Source organism: Streptomyces sp. NL15-2K, from assembly GCF_030551255.1.
Classification (GTDB): Bacteria; Actinomycetota; Actinomycetes; order Streptomycetales; family Streptomycetaceae; genus Streptomyces.
Genome location: NZ_CP130630.1, coordinates 5,695,721 through 5,710,947 on the forward strand (window position 1 = coordinate 5,695,721; position 15,227 = coordinate 5,710,947).

The 15,227-nt window shown below is 69.8% G+C and carries 11 protein-coding genes and 1 pseudogene; 7 read left to right on the top strand and 5 right to left on the bottom strand.

The window, feature by feature from the left end; all coding sequences use genetic code 11:
* The first annotated feature begins 200 nt into the window (after window positions 1-200).
* The 7 genes and pseudogenes from Q4V64_RS25560 to Q4V64_RS25590 all read left to right on the top strand — a co-directional run bounded on the left by Q4V64_RS25560 (window position 201) and on the right by Q4V64_RS25590 (window position 6,157).
* Window positions 201-1,964: an SDR family oxidoreductase gene (locus Q4V64_RS25560; protein WP_124440785.1), complete on the top strand. Its 1,764-nt coding sequence runs from the start codon at window positions 201-203 to the stop codon at window positions 1,962-1,964.
* Window positions 1,961-2,074, top strand: a pseudogene (locus tag Q4V64_RS25565) (metal-dependent hydrolase); the annotation flags it as partial. The gene Q4V64_RS25560 and the pseudogene Q4V64_RS25565, both read left to right, overlap by 4 nt.
* A 23-nt stretch (window positions 2,075-2,097) precedes the next feature.
* Window positions 2,098-3,045, top strand: coding sequence for a MerR family transcriptional regulator (locus tag Q4V64_RS25570; RefSeq protein ID WP_124440784.1), 948 nt, complete (start codon window positions 2,098-2,100; stop codon window positions 3,043-3,045).
* Between the two features lie 122 nt (window positions 3,046-3,167).
* The gene (locus tag Q4V64_RS25575) at window positions 3,168-3,716 is read left to right on the top strand and encodes an RNA 2'-phosphotransferase (RefSeq protein WP_124440783.1); all 549 of its coding nucleotides are present in this window, start codon (window positions 3,168-3,170) and stop codon (window positions 3,714-3,716) included.
* A gap of 39 nt (window positions 3,717-3,755) precedes the next feature.
* On the top strand, window positions 3,756-4,214 hold the full coding sequence (locus Q4V64_RS25580; RefSeq protein WP_124440782.1) for a hypothetical protein: 459 nt from the start codon (window positions 3,756-3,758) through the stop codon (window positions 4,212-4,214).
* Between the two features lie 51 nt (window positions 4,215-4,265).
* Entirely contained in the window at window positions 4,266-5,168 is a 903-nt protein-coding gene (locus Q4V64_RS25585; RefSeq protein ID WP_124440781.1) for an LLM class flavin-dependent oxidoreductase, read from the top strand.
* A gap of 119 nt (window positions 5,169-5,287) precedes the next feature.
* Window positions 5,288-6,157 carry a Cof-type HAD-IIB family hydrolase gene (locus Q4V64_RS25590; protein ID WP_124440780.1) on the top strand — a complete coding sequence of 290 codons (870 nt, stop codon included), beginning with the start codon at window positions 5,288-5,290 and terminating at the stop codon, window positions 6,155-6,157.
* 9 nt (window positions 6,158-6,166) lie between these two features.
* On the opposite strand, the gene Q4V64_RS25595 is transcribed toward Q4V64_RS25590, so the two are convergent.
* From Q4V64_RS25595 to hisC, 5 genes are all read right to left on the bottom strand, one after another.
* Entirely contained in the window at window positions 6,167-7,225 is a 1,059-nt protein-coding gene (locus Q4V64_RS25595) for a M23 family metallopeptidase (RefSeq protein WP_124440779.1), read from the bottom strand.
* A gap of 143 nt (window positions 7,226-7,368) precedes the next feature.
* Complete coding sequence (cydD, locus tag Q4V64_RS25600) at window positions 7,369-10,869, bottom strand: thiol reductant ABC exporter subunit CydD (protein WP_124440778.1); 3,501 nt, start codon at window positions 10,867-10,869, stop codon at window positions 7,369-7,371.
* Between the two features lie 70 nt (window positions 10,870-10,939).
* Window positions 10,940-11,947: a cytochrome d ubiquinol oxidase subunit II gene (cydB, locus tag Q4V64_RS25605; protein ID WP_124440777.1), complete on the bottom strand. Its 1,008-nt coding sequence runs from the start codon at window positions 11,945-11,947 to the stop codon at window positions 10,940-10,942.
* A gap of 20 nt (window positions 11,948-11,967) precedes the next feature.
* Window positions 11,968-13,476, bottom strand: coding sequence for a cytochrome ubiquinol oxidase subunit I (locus tag Q4V64_RS25610; RefSeq protein WP_124440776.1), 1,509 nt, complete (start codon window positions 13,474-13,476; stop codon window positions 11,968-11,970).
* A 312-nt stretch (window positions 13,477-13,788) separates the two neighbouring features.
* Window positions 13,789-14,868, bottom strand: coding sequence for a histidinol-phosphate transaminase (gene hisC / locus Q4V64_RS25615; protein WP_124440775.1), 1,080 nt, complete (start codon window positions 14,866-14,868; stop codon window positions 13,789-13,791).
* Window positions 14,869-15,227: the final 359 nt, after the last annotated feature.

Sequence of the window (15,227 nt, forward strand, 5' to 3'; positions counted from 1 at the left end):
GGTCGAACAACGGCGTCCCGGTTGTCCACATCCGCGCAGTTGTCCACAGCCCGGCCCAGGTCTATTGACGCAGCCTTCAACGACTGTCACATTCGCCAGTGTCAAGTTACGGGCACGTAGCGCAGTCGGTCTGCCATGGCGGTCCCCCCCGCGCAAGCGGATTCGAGCGTGGGGGGAGCGCGGCAGTGGACGGAGGACGAGTGACACAGGGGCCTCTTGAGGGTGCGCGGGAGCGCTGGGTGCGGACCGGCGGGGTCGAGCTGTGCGTCGTCGAGCTGGGGGACCCTTCGGGACCGACGGTCGTCCTGGTGCACGGGTACCCGGACAGCAAGGAAGTGTGGTCCGAGGTCGCGTCACGGCTGGCCGAGCGTTTCCATGTGGTGCTGTACGACGTCCGCGGCCATGGCCGGTCCACGGCACCGCGGCCGCTGCGCGGCGGATTCACGCTGGAGAAGCTGACGGACGACTTCCTCGCCGTCGCCGACGCGGTCAGCCCGGACCGCCCGGTGCACCTGGTGGGGCACGACTGGGGCTCGGTGCAGTGCTGGGAGTTCGTCACCGTCGCGCGCACCGAGGGCCGGATCGCCTCGTTCACCTCGATGTCCGGGCCGTCCCTCGACCACTTGGGCCACTGGATCAACAAGCGGCTCAGGCGCCCCACCCCACGCCGGGTCGGCCAACTGCTCGGCCAGGGCGCCAAGTGCTGGTACGTGTACCTGCTGCACACGCCCGTGCTGCCCGAACTGGCCTGGCGCGGCCCGCTCGGCAAACACTGGCCGAGGATCCTGGAGCGCGTCGAGAAGACTCCCGGCGGCACCTACCCGACCTCGTCGCTGCCGACGGACGCGGCACACGGAGCGTGGCTGTACCGGGACAACCTACGTGCCCGGTTGCGCCGCCCTCGTACGGACGCCTACGCGCACGCGCCCGTGCAGCTCATCACGCCTCTCAAGGACCGGTTTCTGTCGGAGGAACTCCATGACGAGCTGGAGCTGTGGGCTCCGCGGCTGACCCGCCGCACCCTCCCGGCCCGGCACTGGGTGCCCCGCACCCGGCCCGACCAGTTGGCGGCCTGGGTCACGCAGTTCGTCACGACCGTAGAGGGAGGAAGTCCCGCACCCAAAGCGACCGGCCGGCACGCCGACCGCTTCGGCGGGCAGCTCGTCCTGGTCACCGGTGCGGGCAGCGGCATCGGACGGGCCACGGTGTTCGCGTTCGCGGACGCCGGCGCACGCGTGGTGGCCGTCGACCGGGACGCGGAGGCCGCCACCCGCACCGCCGAGCTGTCCCGGCTGATCGGTGCCCCGGAGGCGTGGGCGGAGACTGTCGACGTCTCCGACGGGCGGGCCATGGAGAAACTCGCCGAGAAGGTCGCCGCCGAGTACGGCGTGGTGGATGTCCTGGTGAACAACGCCGGGATCGGCCTGTCCGGATCGTTCTTCGACACGACTGTCGAGGACTGGAAGAAGGTCCTCGACGTCAATCTGTGGGGTGTGATCCATGGCTGCCGCCTCTTCGGTGGGCAGATGGCCGAGCGTGGGCAGGGCGGTCACATCGTCAACACCGCGTCGGCGGCGGCGTACCAGCCCTCCAGGGCGTTGCCCGCCTACAGCACCTCCAAGGCGGCCGTGCTGATGCTGAGCGAGTGCCTGCGCGCGGAGCTGGCGGGCCAGGGCATCGGGGTGACCGCGGTATGTCCGGGCTTCGTCAACACCAACATCACCTCCACCGCCCGCTTCGCGGGCGTCGACGCCGACGAGGAGAAGCGACGCCAGAAGCGGACCGCCCGCCTGTACGGGTTGCGGAACTACCCGCCGGAGAAGGTCGCCGACGCGATCCTGCGGGCGGTCGTCCGCAATGAAGCCGTCGTCCCCGTGACGCCCGAGGCGCGCGGCGCCCGCCTCATGTCCCGCTTCGCGCCCCGGGCTCTGCGGGCGATCGCACGGCTGGAACCGCCACTGTGAGCCCTCGCGAACACCCCGGCATCGCCCCGCGCCGGGCCGCCTTCGACCGGTCGCGCACTCCGCTGCACCGGATCCCCGGTGAGCAGACCGCCACCCACGTCATCAACATGTGTCCGGGTCGTACCGGGTCGTGGTGACCGACGCGGCGGACCGGTCCGCCTACCGGATCGAGGACCTCGCGCACCTCAGCGGCGCCACGGTCCGCACCATCCGCGCCTACCAGGACCGTGGGCTCCTCCCCCGTCCCGAGCGCCGTGGCCGTGCCAACGTCTACGCGGACGCCCATCTCGTCCGCCTGCGCCGGATCGCCGACCTCCTCGACCGCGGCTACACCCTGGCCTCCATCAAGGAGCTCCTGGAGGCGTGGGATGCCGGCCGGGGCCTCGGTGGGGTGCTCGGGCTGGTCGCCGAGGTGGACGGTCCATGGACCGACGAGGAAGCGGTACGGATCTCGCGCGACGAGTTGGTCGAACGGTTCGGCGGCGTCCCCGACGACGCGGCGATCGCCGAAGCCGTGGAGCTGGGCGTGCTCGAGCCGGTGCCCGGCGACGACGACTCCTTTCTCGTACCAAGTCCCCAAGAGCTCGCCGTGGCAGTCGAGTTGCATGCCGCGGGTATGCCGTTGTCCGCGATCTCGGGCCATCTGCGGGAGTTGAGGGGTCAGGTCGAGCACATAGCGGACCGTTTCCTGGAGTTCACGACCGAGCACGTCTTCGCCCGCTACCTCGGCGGTTCCCATCACCCGACCGACGCGGACGCGGCCGAGGCCGCCTCGCTCGTACGACGGCTGCGCCCGCTCGCGCAGCAGACGGTGGAAGCGGAACTCGCCCGGGCGATGCGCCTGTTCGCGGTCCGGTACCTGCGGCAGCGGCTCGGTGCGGACGAGACGCCCCCTCTTGAGGACCGGCGGCGTTCCGTCGCGATTCCGGCCGAGACAATGCGGGCCGTGGAGGCTCTGGTTGGCCCGGAGCGGGCGGCGGAGTTCATCAGGCTGGCAGCCGAACGGGAGGTGCGGGCACGCGCCTTGGACCGGCTCGGCCCAAGTCACGGATCATCAGTTGATCTTGGTGAAACCCCGTGAATCCAAGGGTGGTTGTCCACAGAATCGCCAATTCTCCTGTGGATAACTGTACTTGCTTGTGGATCAAACATCCGGAGCAAAATCATTCGCGTGATTCAGATCTCTCCTTGCAGGCTGGTCATATGGATGAAAGACGTACCGTGAAGGTGTCGAAGTACCTCTCGAAGCATCTGCGGCACCAACCCGAGCGGATCGGGCTCACGCTGGACGAGGGCGGCTGGGTGGAGATCGACACACTGATCGCCGCGGCGGCCTCGCACGGATTCCGGTTCACCAGAGACGAGCTGAACCACGTGGTCGCCGCCAACGACAAGCAGCGCTTCGCCATCGACGGCACCCGGATCCGCGCCAGCCAGGGCCACAGCATCGATATCGATCTCGGACTCGCGCCGGCAACCCCGCCGCCGTACCTCTACCACGGCACCGTGGCCCGCTCCCTGGACGCGATTCGCGCCGAGGGGCTCAGGCCCATGAACCGGCACGACGTGCACCTCTCACCCGACCGTGAGACCGCCACCCGGGTCGGCGCCCGCCGCGGCCGGCCCGTCGTGCTGTCGGTGGACGCGGGCGCCATGCACCGCGACGGCCATGTCTTCCACGTGAGCGCCAACGGAGTGTGGCTGACCAAGGCCGTACCGCCGCGGTATCTGCGGTTTCCGGAGGCGCACTGACAGCCACCCGTTTTCCCGCCGCGTGGATCCCTTTCCGTCATGATCGGTGGTATGGACCACTTCCCCACCACTGAGGTCGCCGTCACCGCCCTCCGTACCCTCGCCGACGAATACGCGCGCGAGATCGAGGTCACCCATGACATAGGCGCCGACCAGACCTCGCGTCGCAGTGCCGCGGGCGTCGGCGTCACCACCGACCCGGACGGCTCCCTGCCCCACGAGGCGTTCGTCGAGTTCGGCGGCGTGCCCCGGGTGAGCGTGCGGCTCTACCCCGAGAACGACGCGCTGATCGAGGTCGAGGGCGTCGAGTGCCCCGACATCGCGCGCGACGATGTTCCGGCCTTCCTCCGCTCCGTCTTCGGTGATCTCGCCTACGTCAGGGGCCGCCGCTTTCCGCCGGGCTATTTCCTGATCGTGCCGCTGCCCGGCGACCGTACGCACAGGGAGTGGATGCCGATGGTCAACCTCAGCCCTTGGCTGAGCAGCCGCGTGCGATGACCCTCCGTGGCTGTTTCACGTGAAACACCTCCGGCCGCATACGCTCGGTCCATGAGTCTGCGTCTGAGCACTGTGATCCTCCCGTACCGCCGCTGGCACGAGGGGGGTCGCGAGCCATGGCAGCGCGCGGAGCAGCTGGGCTTCCACACCGCCTACACCTACGACCACCTGTCCTGGCGCAGCTTCCGGGACGGCCCGTGGTTCGGTGCCGTGCCGACGCTGACCGCCGCGGCGTCCGTCACCGACCGGATGCGCTTGGGCACCCTGGTGACATCGCCGAACTTCCGGCATCCGGTGACCCTCGCCAAGGAGCTGATCTCCCTGGACGACATCTCCGGCGGCCGGTTCACGCTCGGCATCGGAGCGGGCGGCACCGGCTTCGACGCGACCGCGCTCGCGCAGGAGCCGTGGACCCCACGCGAGCGCGCCGATCGCTTCGCCGAGTTCGTCCCGCTGCTGGACCGGCTGCTCAGCGAGGACTCTGTGTCGTATGAGGGTGACTTCTACTCGGCGCACGAGGCGCGCAACATTCCGGGCTGTGTGCAGCGCCCCCGGCTGCCCTTCGCTGTGGCGGCGACCGGGCCGCGGGGACTCAAGCTCGCCGCGCGTCACGGACAGGCGTGGGTGACCACCGGCGACCCCCGGCTGTACGAGAACGGCACTCCCGAACAGTCGGTTCGAGCCATTCACGCACAGGCCGAGCGGCTGGCCGACGCATGCGCCGTGCTGGGCCGCGATGCCGGCGCGCTGGACAAGATCCTGCTCACCGGCTTCACCCCGGACCGTGGCCGTCCGCTCCAGTCCCTCGACGCGTTCGTGGACTTCGCGGGCCGACACCAGGAGCTGGGCTTCACCGAGATCGTGATCCACTGGCCCATCCCGGACTCGGACTTCGCCGCGGACGAGAAGGTCTTCGAGCAGATCGCCATGGAGGCACCGGCCCAGCTGCGATGAGTGTGCCCGCGGTGCCCGTCCCCGAGCCGACTGAAGGTGACGGCGCTGGTGAGGGCGGTGACCACTCACCTGTGCGGACTCCCGCACGGCCGTGCGGGCCCGTGCGGGAGAATGGCCGGGTGACCTCAGCGACTCGACAGCCCGAGACCCCGGCCGCCACCGTCCCGCCGCGGCTGATCGCCACCGATCTCGACGGCACCCTGCTGCGCGACGACAAGTCGGTCTCCCCGCGCACGGTCGCGGCCCTCGCCGCCGCCGAGGAGGCGGGCATCGAGGTCTTCTTCGTCACCGGTCGCCCGGCGCGCTGGATGGACGTCGTCAGCGACCATGTCCACGGCCATGGCCTGGCGATCTGTGGCAACGGCGCCGCGGTGGTCGACCTGCACGGCGGCCCCGGCACCCACCGGTTCGTCAAGGTGCGGGAGCTGGAGCGGGAGAACGCGCTGGACGCCGTACGGCTGCTGCGCGAGGCGGCGCCGGGGACGGTGTACGCGGTGGAGCAGACGTACGGCTTCCACCAGGAGCCGGACTATCCGAAGCTGCACATGGAGATCCCCGACGATCTCGCGCCCGCCGAGGACCTGTTGGCGCCGGACGGCCCCGGCGCCGCCGAGCCGGTGCTCAAGATCCTGGCCTACCACCCCACGCTCGACCCGGACGCCTTCCTCACCCTCGCCCGCCTCGCGATCGGTGAGCGAGCCAACGTCACCCGCTCCAGCCCCAGCGCCCTGCTGGAGATCAGCGGCCCCGGTGTCTCCAAGGCCAGCACGCTCGCCCTGTGCTGTGCCGAGCGCGGCATCTCGCACGAGGAGGTCGTCGCCTTCGGGGACATGCCGAACGACGTCGAGATGCTCACCTGGGCGGGCCGGTCGTACGCGATGGGCAACGCGCATCCGGACGTGATCGAGGCCGCGTCCGGACAGACGGTGGCCAACAACGATGACGGGGTGGCGGTCGTGATCGAACAGCTGCTGGCGGAGCGTGAGTAGCCGCTCCGGCTAGTCGAGGTTCACTTCTCGTGCCGACAGCCACGGCACCGGATCCACCGCCGACCCCATCTGCGGCGTGAGCCGCACCTCGAAGTGCAGATGCGGCCCGGTGGAGTTGCCGGTGCTGCCCGACTGTCCGATCCACTGCCCGGTACTCACCTGCTCGCCCTGGTCCACGGCAGCGGCGGCGAGGTGGGCGTACTGCGTGTAGTAGCCGCCGGCGTGCGCGATCACGGCCTCGATGCCGAAGGCGCCGCCGCACGACACCTTCACCACGCGGCCGGCGCCCACCGCCCGCACCGGAGTGCCGATCGGCACCGCGAAATCCTGCCCGGTGTGCCGGTTCGCCCAGCGCGCGCCGCCGCTGCCGTATGCCGCTGACAGCGTGTACGTCTCCACCGGCGCGACCCACGCGCTCGTGAAGTCCGTCCGCGGCTGGTCGAGCCGGACGGCACCACGGCAGGCGCCGGCCGCGACGGACGCGTCGGCCTGGCCCTGCAACTGCCACTGCGCCGCCTCGAGCTTCTCCTCGATGCCCTTCTTGATGCCGGCGAGTTCGGTGTTCCGCCGCTCAAGCGCCTCCCAGGCCGCCGCCGCCTTCGCCTCGTCCGCGGCGAGCCGTGCCTCGGCCCGACGGCTCTTGTCGATCGCGTTGTTGACGGCCAGATCCGCCTGCCACACGGCCCGCTGACCGCGCATCAGCTCATCGGGGTCTTCCGCGACGATCATCTGCGCGGTGAGCGGGAGACCGCCGCCACTGCGGTACTGGGCCCGCGCGATCCGGCCCAGATCCTCGTGCAGGACGGCGATGTCGCGCCGCTCGCGATCGAGCAGCGCCTCATAGCGCTCGGCCCGCCCCCGCTGCGCCTCGGCCTCGCGCCGCCCCGCCTCGTACTGCTGCGTCGCCACGGCCGCGTCCTCGTACAGCCGGGCCACCTGCGCACTGATCCCAGTGTCGGCGGCACCGTGGCCGCCGCCGTCGGAGGCGAAGGCGGGGCGGCCAGCGAGCCCGGCCAACGCGCACAGCAGCGCCGGAACGAGCAGCAGGTGGCGGCGAGGTGAGCGCATGTCAGCGATCGTGGCCCGCATCGGTCGGTGCGGGCCTGCTCAAGTCGTACGGCTGGGGGAAAGGTTGCGGCAGACGGGTCATTCAGAAGTACCCGTACGGCGTCACTCCTCCCGGTCCCGGCGATGTGGCGCGCTCTGTCCGGCTAGCGAACCCCCACCAGCAGCTCCGACTCCGCCTCCCGCTCCACCATCCCCCGCAATGGCCCTTCCACGCCGGCCAGCTCCGCGTACGGACCCCGCTGCACCACACGCCCCTCGTCCAGCACGACGACCTCGTCGACCGCCTCCAGGCCGACGAGTCGGTGGGTGATGAGCAGCGTCGTACGGCCCTCGGTGGCGGCCAGCAGGTCGGCGGTGAGCGCGTCGGCCGTCGGCAGGTCGAGATGCTCGGCGGGCTCGTCGAGCACCAGGACGGGGAAGTCGGCCAGCAGCGCCCGGGCCAGCGCGAGCCGCTGTCGCTGCCCGCCGGACAGTCGCTCCCCGTGCTCGCCGACCAGCGTGTCGAGGCCGTCAGGGAGACTGTCGGCCCAGTCGAGCAGCCGGGCGCGTACGAGCGCGGCGCGCAACTCGTCCTCGGTCGCGTCCTTCTTCGCGAGGAGGAGGTTCTCACGCACCGAGCTGTCGAAGAGGTGCGCGTCCTGTGCGCACAGTCCGACGAGCCGCCGTACGTCGTCGCCGTCCAGTGCGTAGGCGTCCACGCCGCCCAAGGTGTACGAGCCCGCCTCCGCGTCCAGGAAGCGCAGCAGCACCTGTGCGAGCGTCGTCTTGCCCGAACCGGACAGCCCGACCACAGCGATCCGGCGCCCCTCCTCCAGGGTCAGATCGACTCCCGCGAGCGCGTCCCGGTCCTGTCCGGCGTAACGGGCGGCCAGTGCCTTGACGACGACCGGGAACGGCGACGCGGGCGCCTGCCGGGGCCGTTCCGGCTCCCGCACGGGCTCGGGCGCGTCCAGCACCTCGTACACCCGCTCCGCGCTCTTGCGCACCCGCTGCCGGTACTGCGCGGCGAGCGGCATACCGAGGACGGCCTCGAAGGCGGCCAGCGGGGTGAGGACGACGACGGCCATGGCCACGCCGGTCAGTCGCCCGTCGACGACCGCCTGCGCGCCCACCAAGGCGCCGGCGGCGACGGTCAGACCGGAGAGCAGAGTGGTGAGTCCGTCGCCGAGGGCGGTGGCGGTGGCGGCGCGCGAAGCGATCCGGGTGAGCGCCGCGTCGGCCCGCCGCGCCTCGGCGGTACGTCCGGGCAGGGCGCCGGCGACGGTCAGTTCGGCGGTGCCGGTGAGCAGGTCCGTCACGCGCGTCGCCAGTGCTCCGCGGGCCGGGGCCAGCCTGCGCTCTGCCCGGCGCGCGACGGTGCCCGTGAGCAGCGGCACCCCGGCACCGGCCGCCAGCAGCCCGGCCGCGAGCACGGCGCCGGCCTCCGGCAGCAGCCAGGCGGTGAAGCCGACGGACGCGGCGGACACGCCCACGGCGGCACCGGCGGGCAGCAGCCAGCGCAGCCAGTAGTCCTGCAGGGCGTCCACATCGGCGACGAGCCGCGAGAGCAGGTCCCCTCGGCGGGTTCGGCGCAGTCCGGCGGGTGCCAGCCGTTCCAGCCGCCGGTACACGGCGACCCGTGTGTCGGCCAGCATCCGCAGAACGGCGTCGTGCGAGACGAGCCGCTCGGCGTACCGGAAGACGGCCCGTCCGATGCCGAAGGTCCGCGTCGCCGTCACGGCCACCATCAGATACAGCACGGGCGGCTGCTGCGAGGCCCGTGAGATCAGCCACCCGGAAGTGGCCATGAGGCCGACGGCACTGCCGAGCGCCAGGCTGCCGAGCAGCAGGGCGAGGGCGAGCCGTCCGCGCCGGGCGCCGGACATGGCGCGGACGCGGGCGAGGACACCACGGGTGTCCGTCCTCGGCACCGTCGTCTCCGTAGCGTCCGAGGCGGGAGTTGCTTCCTCCTCAAGCCGATGTGCCTGGGCCGTCCTGGGTGCGGCCACCGTCTGAGCGGGGGAGACGGGCTCCTCCAGTCGCACCACCCGGTCCGCCACCGCCAGCAGCGCCGGCCGGTGCACCACCAGCAGGACCGTCCGCCCCACGGCCAGCCGCCGTACCGCCTCCACGACCTCCGCCTCGGTGGCTCCGTCGAGGGCCGCCGTCGGCTCGTCGAGCAGCAGCACCGGCCGGTCGGCGAGGAACGCCCGGGCCAGCGCGAGCCGTTGCCGCTGTCCGGCGGACAGCCCGGCCCCGTCCTCGCCGAGCAGGGTGTCGGCTCCCTGGGGCAGCGCGTCCACGAACTCCAGCGCCCCCGCGTCCCCGAGCGCCCGGCGTACGGCGGCATCGTCCGCGTCGGGCCGGGCCAGCCGTACGTTCTCGGCGATCGTCCCGGCGAACAGGTGCGGCCGCTGCGGCACCCAGGCGATCCGCGACCGCCACTGCTCCAGGTCGACGTCGGCGAGATCGACTCCCCCGACTTGGACCAGCCCCTCCGCCGGCCGTACGAATCCCAACAGCACGTTCAGCAGTGTCGATTTGCCCGATCCGCTCGGTCCGACGAGAGCGACCGTCTCTCGGGGCTCGACGGTGAAGGACACGTCCGTCACGGCATCCGCGGACCGTGCGGGATAGCGGACCGTGACCCCCTCGAAGGACAGCGCCCCCGCCGGCACGCCACCGGTCCCCGTCGTCGGCACGGGGCTCTCCAGCACCGCGAAGATCTCCTCCGCGGCCGCGAGGCCTTCCGCCGCCGCGTGGTACTGCGCCCCCACCTGGCGCAGCGGCAGATACGCCTCGGGCGCCAGCACCAGGATGACCAGGCCTATGTACAGGTCCATCTCCCCATGGACGAGCCGCATCCCGATCGTCACGGCGACCAACGCCACCGAAATCGTCGCGAGCAGCTCCAGCGCGAAGGAAGAGATGAAGGCGATCCGCAGGGTCCGCATGGTCGCCTGCCGGTACTCGCCGGTGATGCGCCGGATCGAGTCGGCCTGAGCCTTGGCTCGCCCGAACACCTTCAGGGTCGGCAGCCCGGCGACCACATCCAGGAAGTGTCCGGAGAGCCGGGACAGCATCCGCCATTGACGGTCCATCCGGGACTGCGTGGCCCAACCGATCAGCATCATGAAGATCGGGATCAGCGGCAGGGTACCGACGATGATGGCCGCCGAGACCCAGTCCTCGGTGACGATCCGCGCCAGCACGGCCACCGGCACGACCACCGCGAGGCCCAACTGGGGGAGATAGCGCGAGAAGTAGTCGTCCAGGGCGTCAACTCCCCGCGTGGCGAGGGCGACCAGCGAGCCGGTCCGCTGTCCGGTCAGCCATCCGGGCCCCAGAGCCACGGCACGGTCCAGCAACCGCCCCCGCAGCTCCGACTTCACCGCCGCGCTGGCGCGATGGGCAGCGAGCTCGGTCAGCCACGCCACAAGGGCACGTCCGACCGCGACGGCGACCAACAACAGCAGGGGAGTGCCGAGTTCGGCGACCGCCATCCTGTGCTGGAAGGCACCCACCACGACCTCGGCGATGAGCATCGCCTGCGCGATCACCAGGCCCGCGCCGACGGCGCCCAGGCCGACGACCGCCACCAGGAAGAGCCGAGTGGCGCGGGCGTATCGAAGGAGACGCGGATCGATCGGTTTCACGTGAAACATGCCCTTCGGTCCAAGGGGTGTGTTTCACGTGAAACATCGTGAAGCACGGTGAAACACACCCCTGGCGGACTCAGTGAGTGGCGTCGGCGGCGATGTGCTGCGTGCCGATCCGCTTGCGGAACACCCAGTAGGTCCAGCCCTGGTAGAGCATCACGATCGGCGTGGCAATCGCCGCACACCAGGTCATGATCCTCAAGGTGTAAGGGCTCGACGAGGCGTTGGTCACCGTGAGGCTCCACTCCTCATTGAGCGAGGACGGCATGACGTTCGGGAAGAGCGTCAGGAAGAGCATCGCCACCGTGGCCACGATCGTGACGCCGGACAGGGCGAACGACCATCCCTCGCGCCCGGCCTGGTTCGCCGCGAGCGCCGCGACCAGTGCGGCAACCGCCACGACGAGCGCGACCAGGCTCTTGGCGTCACCGCCGTCGACCTGCGTCCACAGCAGGAAGATCAGCGCCAGCGTCGCGGTGACGAGGCCGACTCCCAGGGCCAGCTTCCGTGCCCGCGCCCGGATGTCCCCGACGGTCTTGAGCGCCGTGAACACCGTTCCGTGGAAAGTGAACAGCGTCAGCGTCACCAGGCCGCCGAGAACGGCGTAGGGATTGAACAGGTCCCAGACGGTGCCGACGTAGTCGAAGTTCTGGTCGATCTTCACGCCCCGCACGATGTTGCCGAAGGCCACGCCCCACAGGAACGCCGGGATCAGAGAGGTCCAGAAGATCGCGTGTTCCCAGTTGCGCTGCCAGTTCTCCTCGGGCCGCTTCACCCGGTACTCGAAGGCGACGCCCCGGACGATGAGGCACACCAGGATGAGCAGCAGGGGGAGGTAGAAGCCGGAGAAGAGCGTGGCGTACCACTCGGGGAAGGCGGCGAAGGTCGCGCCGCCGGCCGTGAGCAGCCACACCTCGTTGCCGTCCCAGACGGGTCCGATGGTGTTGATCAGCACCCGCCGCTCGGGCCGGTCGCGGGCGAGCAGCTTGGTGAGGATGCCGACCCCGAAGTCGAAGCCCTCCAGGAAGAAGTAGCCGGTCCACAGGACGGCGATGAGCACGAACCAGACGTCGTGAAGTTCCATGACTGTGCAGCTCCCTAGGCCTAGTACGAGAAGGCCATCGGCTTGTCGGCGTCACGGGAGTCGCCGCCGATCTTCGTGGGCGGGTTGAGGTCGGCCTCGGTGAGCTCGGGCGGGCCGGCCTTGACGTACTTAGCGAGCAGCTTGACCTCGATGACGGCGAGGATGGCGTACAGGCTGGTGAAGACGATCATCGAGATGAGGACCTCGCCCTGGGAGACGCCGGGGGAGACCGCGTCGCGGGTCTGGAACAGGCCGTAGACGACCCATGGCTGGCGGCCCGTCTCGGTGAAGATCCAGCCCCAGGAGTTGGCGATCAGCGGGAAGGCCAGAGTCCAGATCGCGATGCGCCAGTACCACGTGGAGAGCTTCGGGCCGAGCGCCTTGTGCGGGAACAGGGCCAGATGCGGCACCTCGTCGTCGCCGACCCTCAGGTGCTGCGGCAGCAAGAACTTCTTGCGGGTCAGCCAGAGCCCGGCCAGGCCGACGGCGAAGGACGTCATACCGAAGCCGATCATCCAGCGGAAGCCCCAGTAGGCGACGGGGATGTTGGGCCGGTAGTCGCCGGGTCCGTACTTCTCCTGCTCGGCCTTGTTGACGTCGTTGATGCCCGGGACGTACGAGGTGAAGTCGTCCTTGGCGAGGAAGGACAGCAGGCCCGGAATCTCGATGGCGACCTTGTTGTGGCCCTCGTCGACGTCGCCGTAGGCGAAGACCGAGAAGGGAGCGGGCGCCTCACCGTCCCACAGGGCCTCGGCTGCGGCCATCTTCATCGGCTGCTGCTCGTACATGATCTTACCGAGGGTGTCACCGCTGACCGCGGTGAGCAGGCCGCCGACGGCGACGGTGACCAGGCCGAGCCGCAGCGAGGTCTTCATCTCGCGGATGTGCTTCTTGCGCAGCAGGTGGAAGGCGGAGATGCCGACCATGAAGGCGCCGCCGGTGAGGAAGGCCGCGGAGAGGGTGTGGAAGGCCTGGGCAAGTGCGGTGTTCTGGGTCAGCACCAGCCAGAAGTCGGTGAGCTCGGCCCGCCCTTTCGCCTCGTTGATCTTGTAACCGACCGGGTGCTGCATCCACGAGTTGGCCGCGAGGATGAAGTACGCCGACAGGATCGTGCCGATCGAGACCATCCACATGCAGGCCAGATGGATCTTCTTCGGCAACTTGTCCCAGCCGAAGATCCACAGACCGATGAAGGTCGACTCGAAGAAGAAGGCGATCAAGGCCTCGAACGCGAGCGGGGCACCGAACACGTCACCGACGAAACGCGAGTAGTCGGACCAGTTCATGCCGAACTGGAACTCCTGCACGATGCCGGTGACCACCCCCATGGCGATGTTGATCAGGAAGAGCTTGCCCCAGAACTTGGTCGCCCTGAGGTACTTCTCCTTCTCTGTGCGCACCCACGCGGTCTGCAGACCGGCCGTGAGGGCGGCCAGCGAGATCGTCAGAGGGACGAAGAGGAAGTGGTAGACGGTGGTGATGCCGAACTGCCAGCGCGCCAATGTCTCCGGCGCCAGGGCCAGGTCCACGTCGTCAGTCTCCTTACGTCGCCGTGGTACAGCGGCAGTCTGCCCCTTATGTCCCACACATCATGGGAGCAATCGGGACGCGCTTGTGAACGCGTTCACATTCACAAGCAATTATGACGTACCGATTTTCGGCAGTCGAAGGGGGGTCCCTCTTCGGGTCAACCGCTCGGCCGGAACTTCAATAGTTTGTTGAAGCGACAGGATGCGGGCGCCGTTGTTCCACGTGAAACCTGTGCGCGACAGGCGAGGCGACGAGTACCGCCTCGCGAACCGTCGGCGCCCCGCGTGGACGCCGACGGCCCTCAAAGAGCTCTACAGCTCCTTCTGGAACGCTTCCGCCACCTTCAGGAAGATGTCGTTCGCCTCGTTCTCCCCCACCGTGACCCGCACGCCCTCGCCGGCGAACGGCCGGATCACCACGCCCGCCTGCTCACACGCCGCCGCGAAGGCGACCGTGCGCTCCCCCAGCCGGAGCCACACGAAGTTGGCCTGGGTCTCGGGCACCGTCCAGCCCTGGGCGCGCAGCCCGTCGACCACGCGCGTGCGCTCGCACACCAGTGAGCCGACCCGGCCCAGGAGTGCGTCCTCGGCCCGCAGCGAGGCGATCGCCGCGTCCTGCGCGAGCTGGCTCACCCCGAAGGGCACGGCCGTCTTGCGCAGCGCCGCGGCGACCGGCTCATGGGCGATCGCGAAGCCGACGCGCAGGCCGGCCAGGCCGTAGGCCTTGGAGAAGGTGCGCAGCACGCAGACGTTCGGCCGATCGCGGTACAGCTCCACCCCGTCGGGCACCTCGGGGTCACGAATGAACTCGCGGTACGCCTCGTCCAGCACGACCAGCACATCGCCGGGCACCCGGTCGAGGAAGCGCTCCAGCTCGGCCCGCTTCACGACCGTGCCCGTCGGGTTGTTGGGGTTGCAGACGAAGATCAGCCGGGTCCGGTCGGTGATCGCGTCCGCCATGGCGTCCAGGTCGTGCACATCCCCCGACGTCAGCGGCACCCGCACCGGCGTCGCGCCGCTGATCTGCGTGATGATCGGGTATGCCTCGAAGGACCGCCAGGCGTAGATCACCTCGTCGCCGGGTCCTGAGGTCGCCTGCACCAGCTGCTGTGCGACACCGACCGAGCCGGTGCCGGAGGCCAGGTGGGAGAGCGGAACGGCGAAGCGCTCGGACAGCTCGCTCATCAGGCCCGTGCAGGCCATGTCCGGGTAGCGGTTGAAGGACGAGGCCGCAGCCGTCACGGACTCCATCACGCCGGGCAGCGGCGGATAGGGATTCTCGTTGGAGGACAGTTTGTAGGCCACAGGACCGCCGGCCGCGGCAGGCTTGCCCGGCCTGTAGGTGGGAATACCCTCCAGCTCGGCGCGCAGCTTGGGGCTCGTCTCGCTCACCGCAGTCCTCCTCGTGACCACCGGCGGCCCATCACCACCGCCGGCTTCCAATACTCCTCACCTTATGAGGATTCGGCACCGCTGCGTACTGGTCGGAGCGGACCTCGCCACCCGCCCGCATCGGGGCATCATCGTACGAACGCCCACGATTGGTGGGGCGCGGACACATATATCTGCGCGCCGGTGGCTCACTCCGTGGCGCGCATCCCTCGTGAAGGTGAGTTGAGACCTCTTCGAGACATCGACCACTTGGCAGGCCGGTGCACGCCGACAAGTCACGTCCTACCATCGGATCGATCAACTGCCTTATTTTCTAAGGAAATTGCCCCTCTATGACCTTGCAGAAACGTACCTGTCAA

Bases quoted from the DNA above. Each gene is read 5' to 3' on its own strand.
- Q4V64_RS25575 (WP_124440783.1), top strand. From the start codon at position 3,168: ATGGATGAAAGACGTACCGTGAAGGTGTCGAAGTACCTCTCGAAGCAT.
- Q4V64_RS25585 (WP_124440781.1), top strand. From the start codon at position 4,266: ATGAGTCTGCGTCTGAGCACTGTGATCCTCCCGTACCGCCGCTGGCAC.
- cydB (WP_124440777.1), bottom strand. From the start codon at position 11,947: ATGGAACTTCACGACGTCTGGTTCGTGCTCATCGCCGTCCTGTGGACC.
- Q4V64_RS25580 (WP_124440782.1), top strand. From the start codon at position 3,756: ATGATCGGTGGTATGGACCACTTCCCCACCACTGAGGTCGCCGTCACC.
- cydD (WP_124440778.1), bottom strand. From the start codon at position 10,869: ATGTTTCACGTGAAACCGATCGATCCGCGTCTCCTTCGATACGCCCGC.
- Q4V64_RS25595 (WP_124440779.1), bottom strand. From the start codon at position 7,225: ATGCGCTCACCTCGCCGCCACCTGCTGCTCGTTCCGGCGCTGCTGTGC.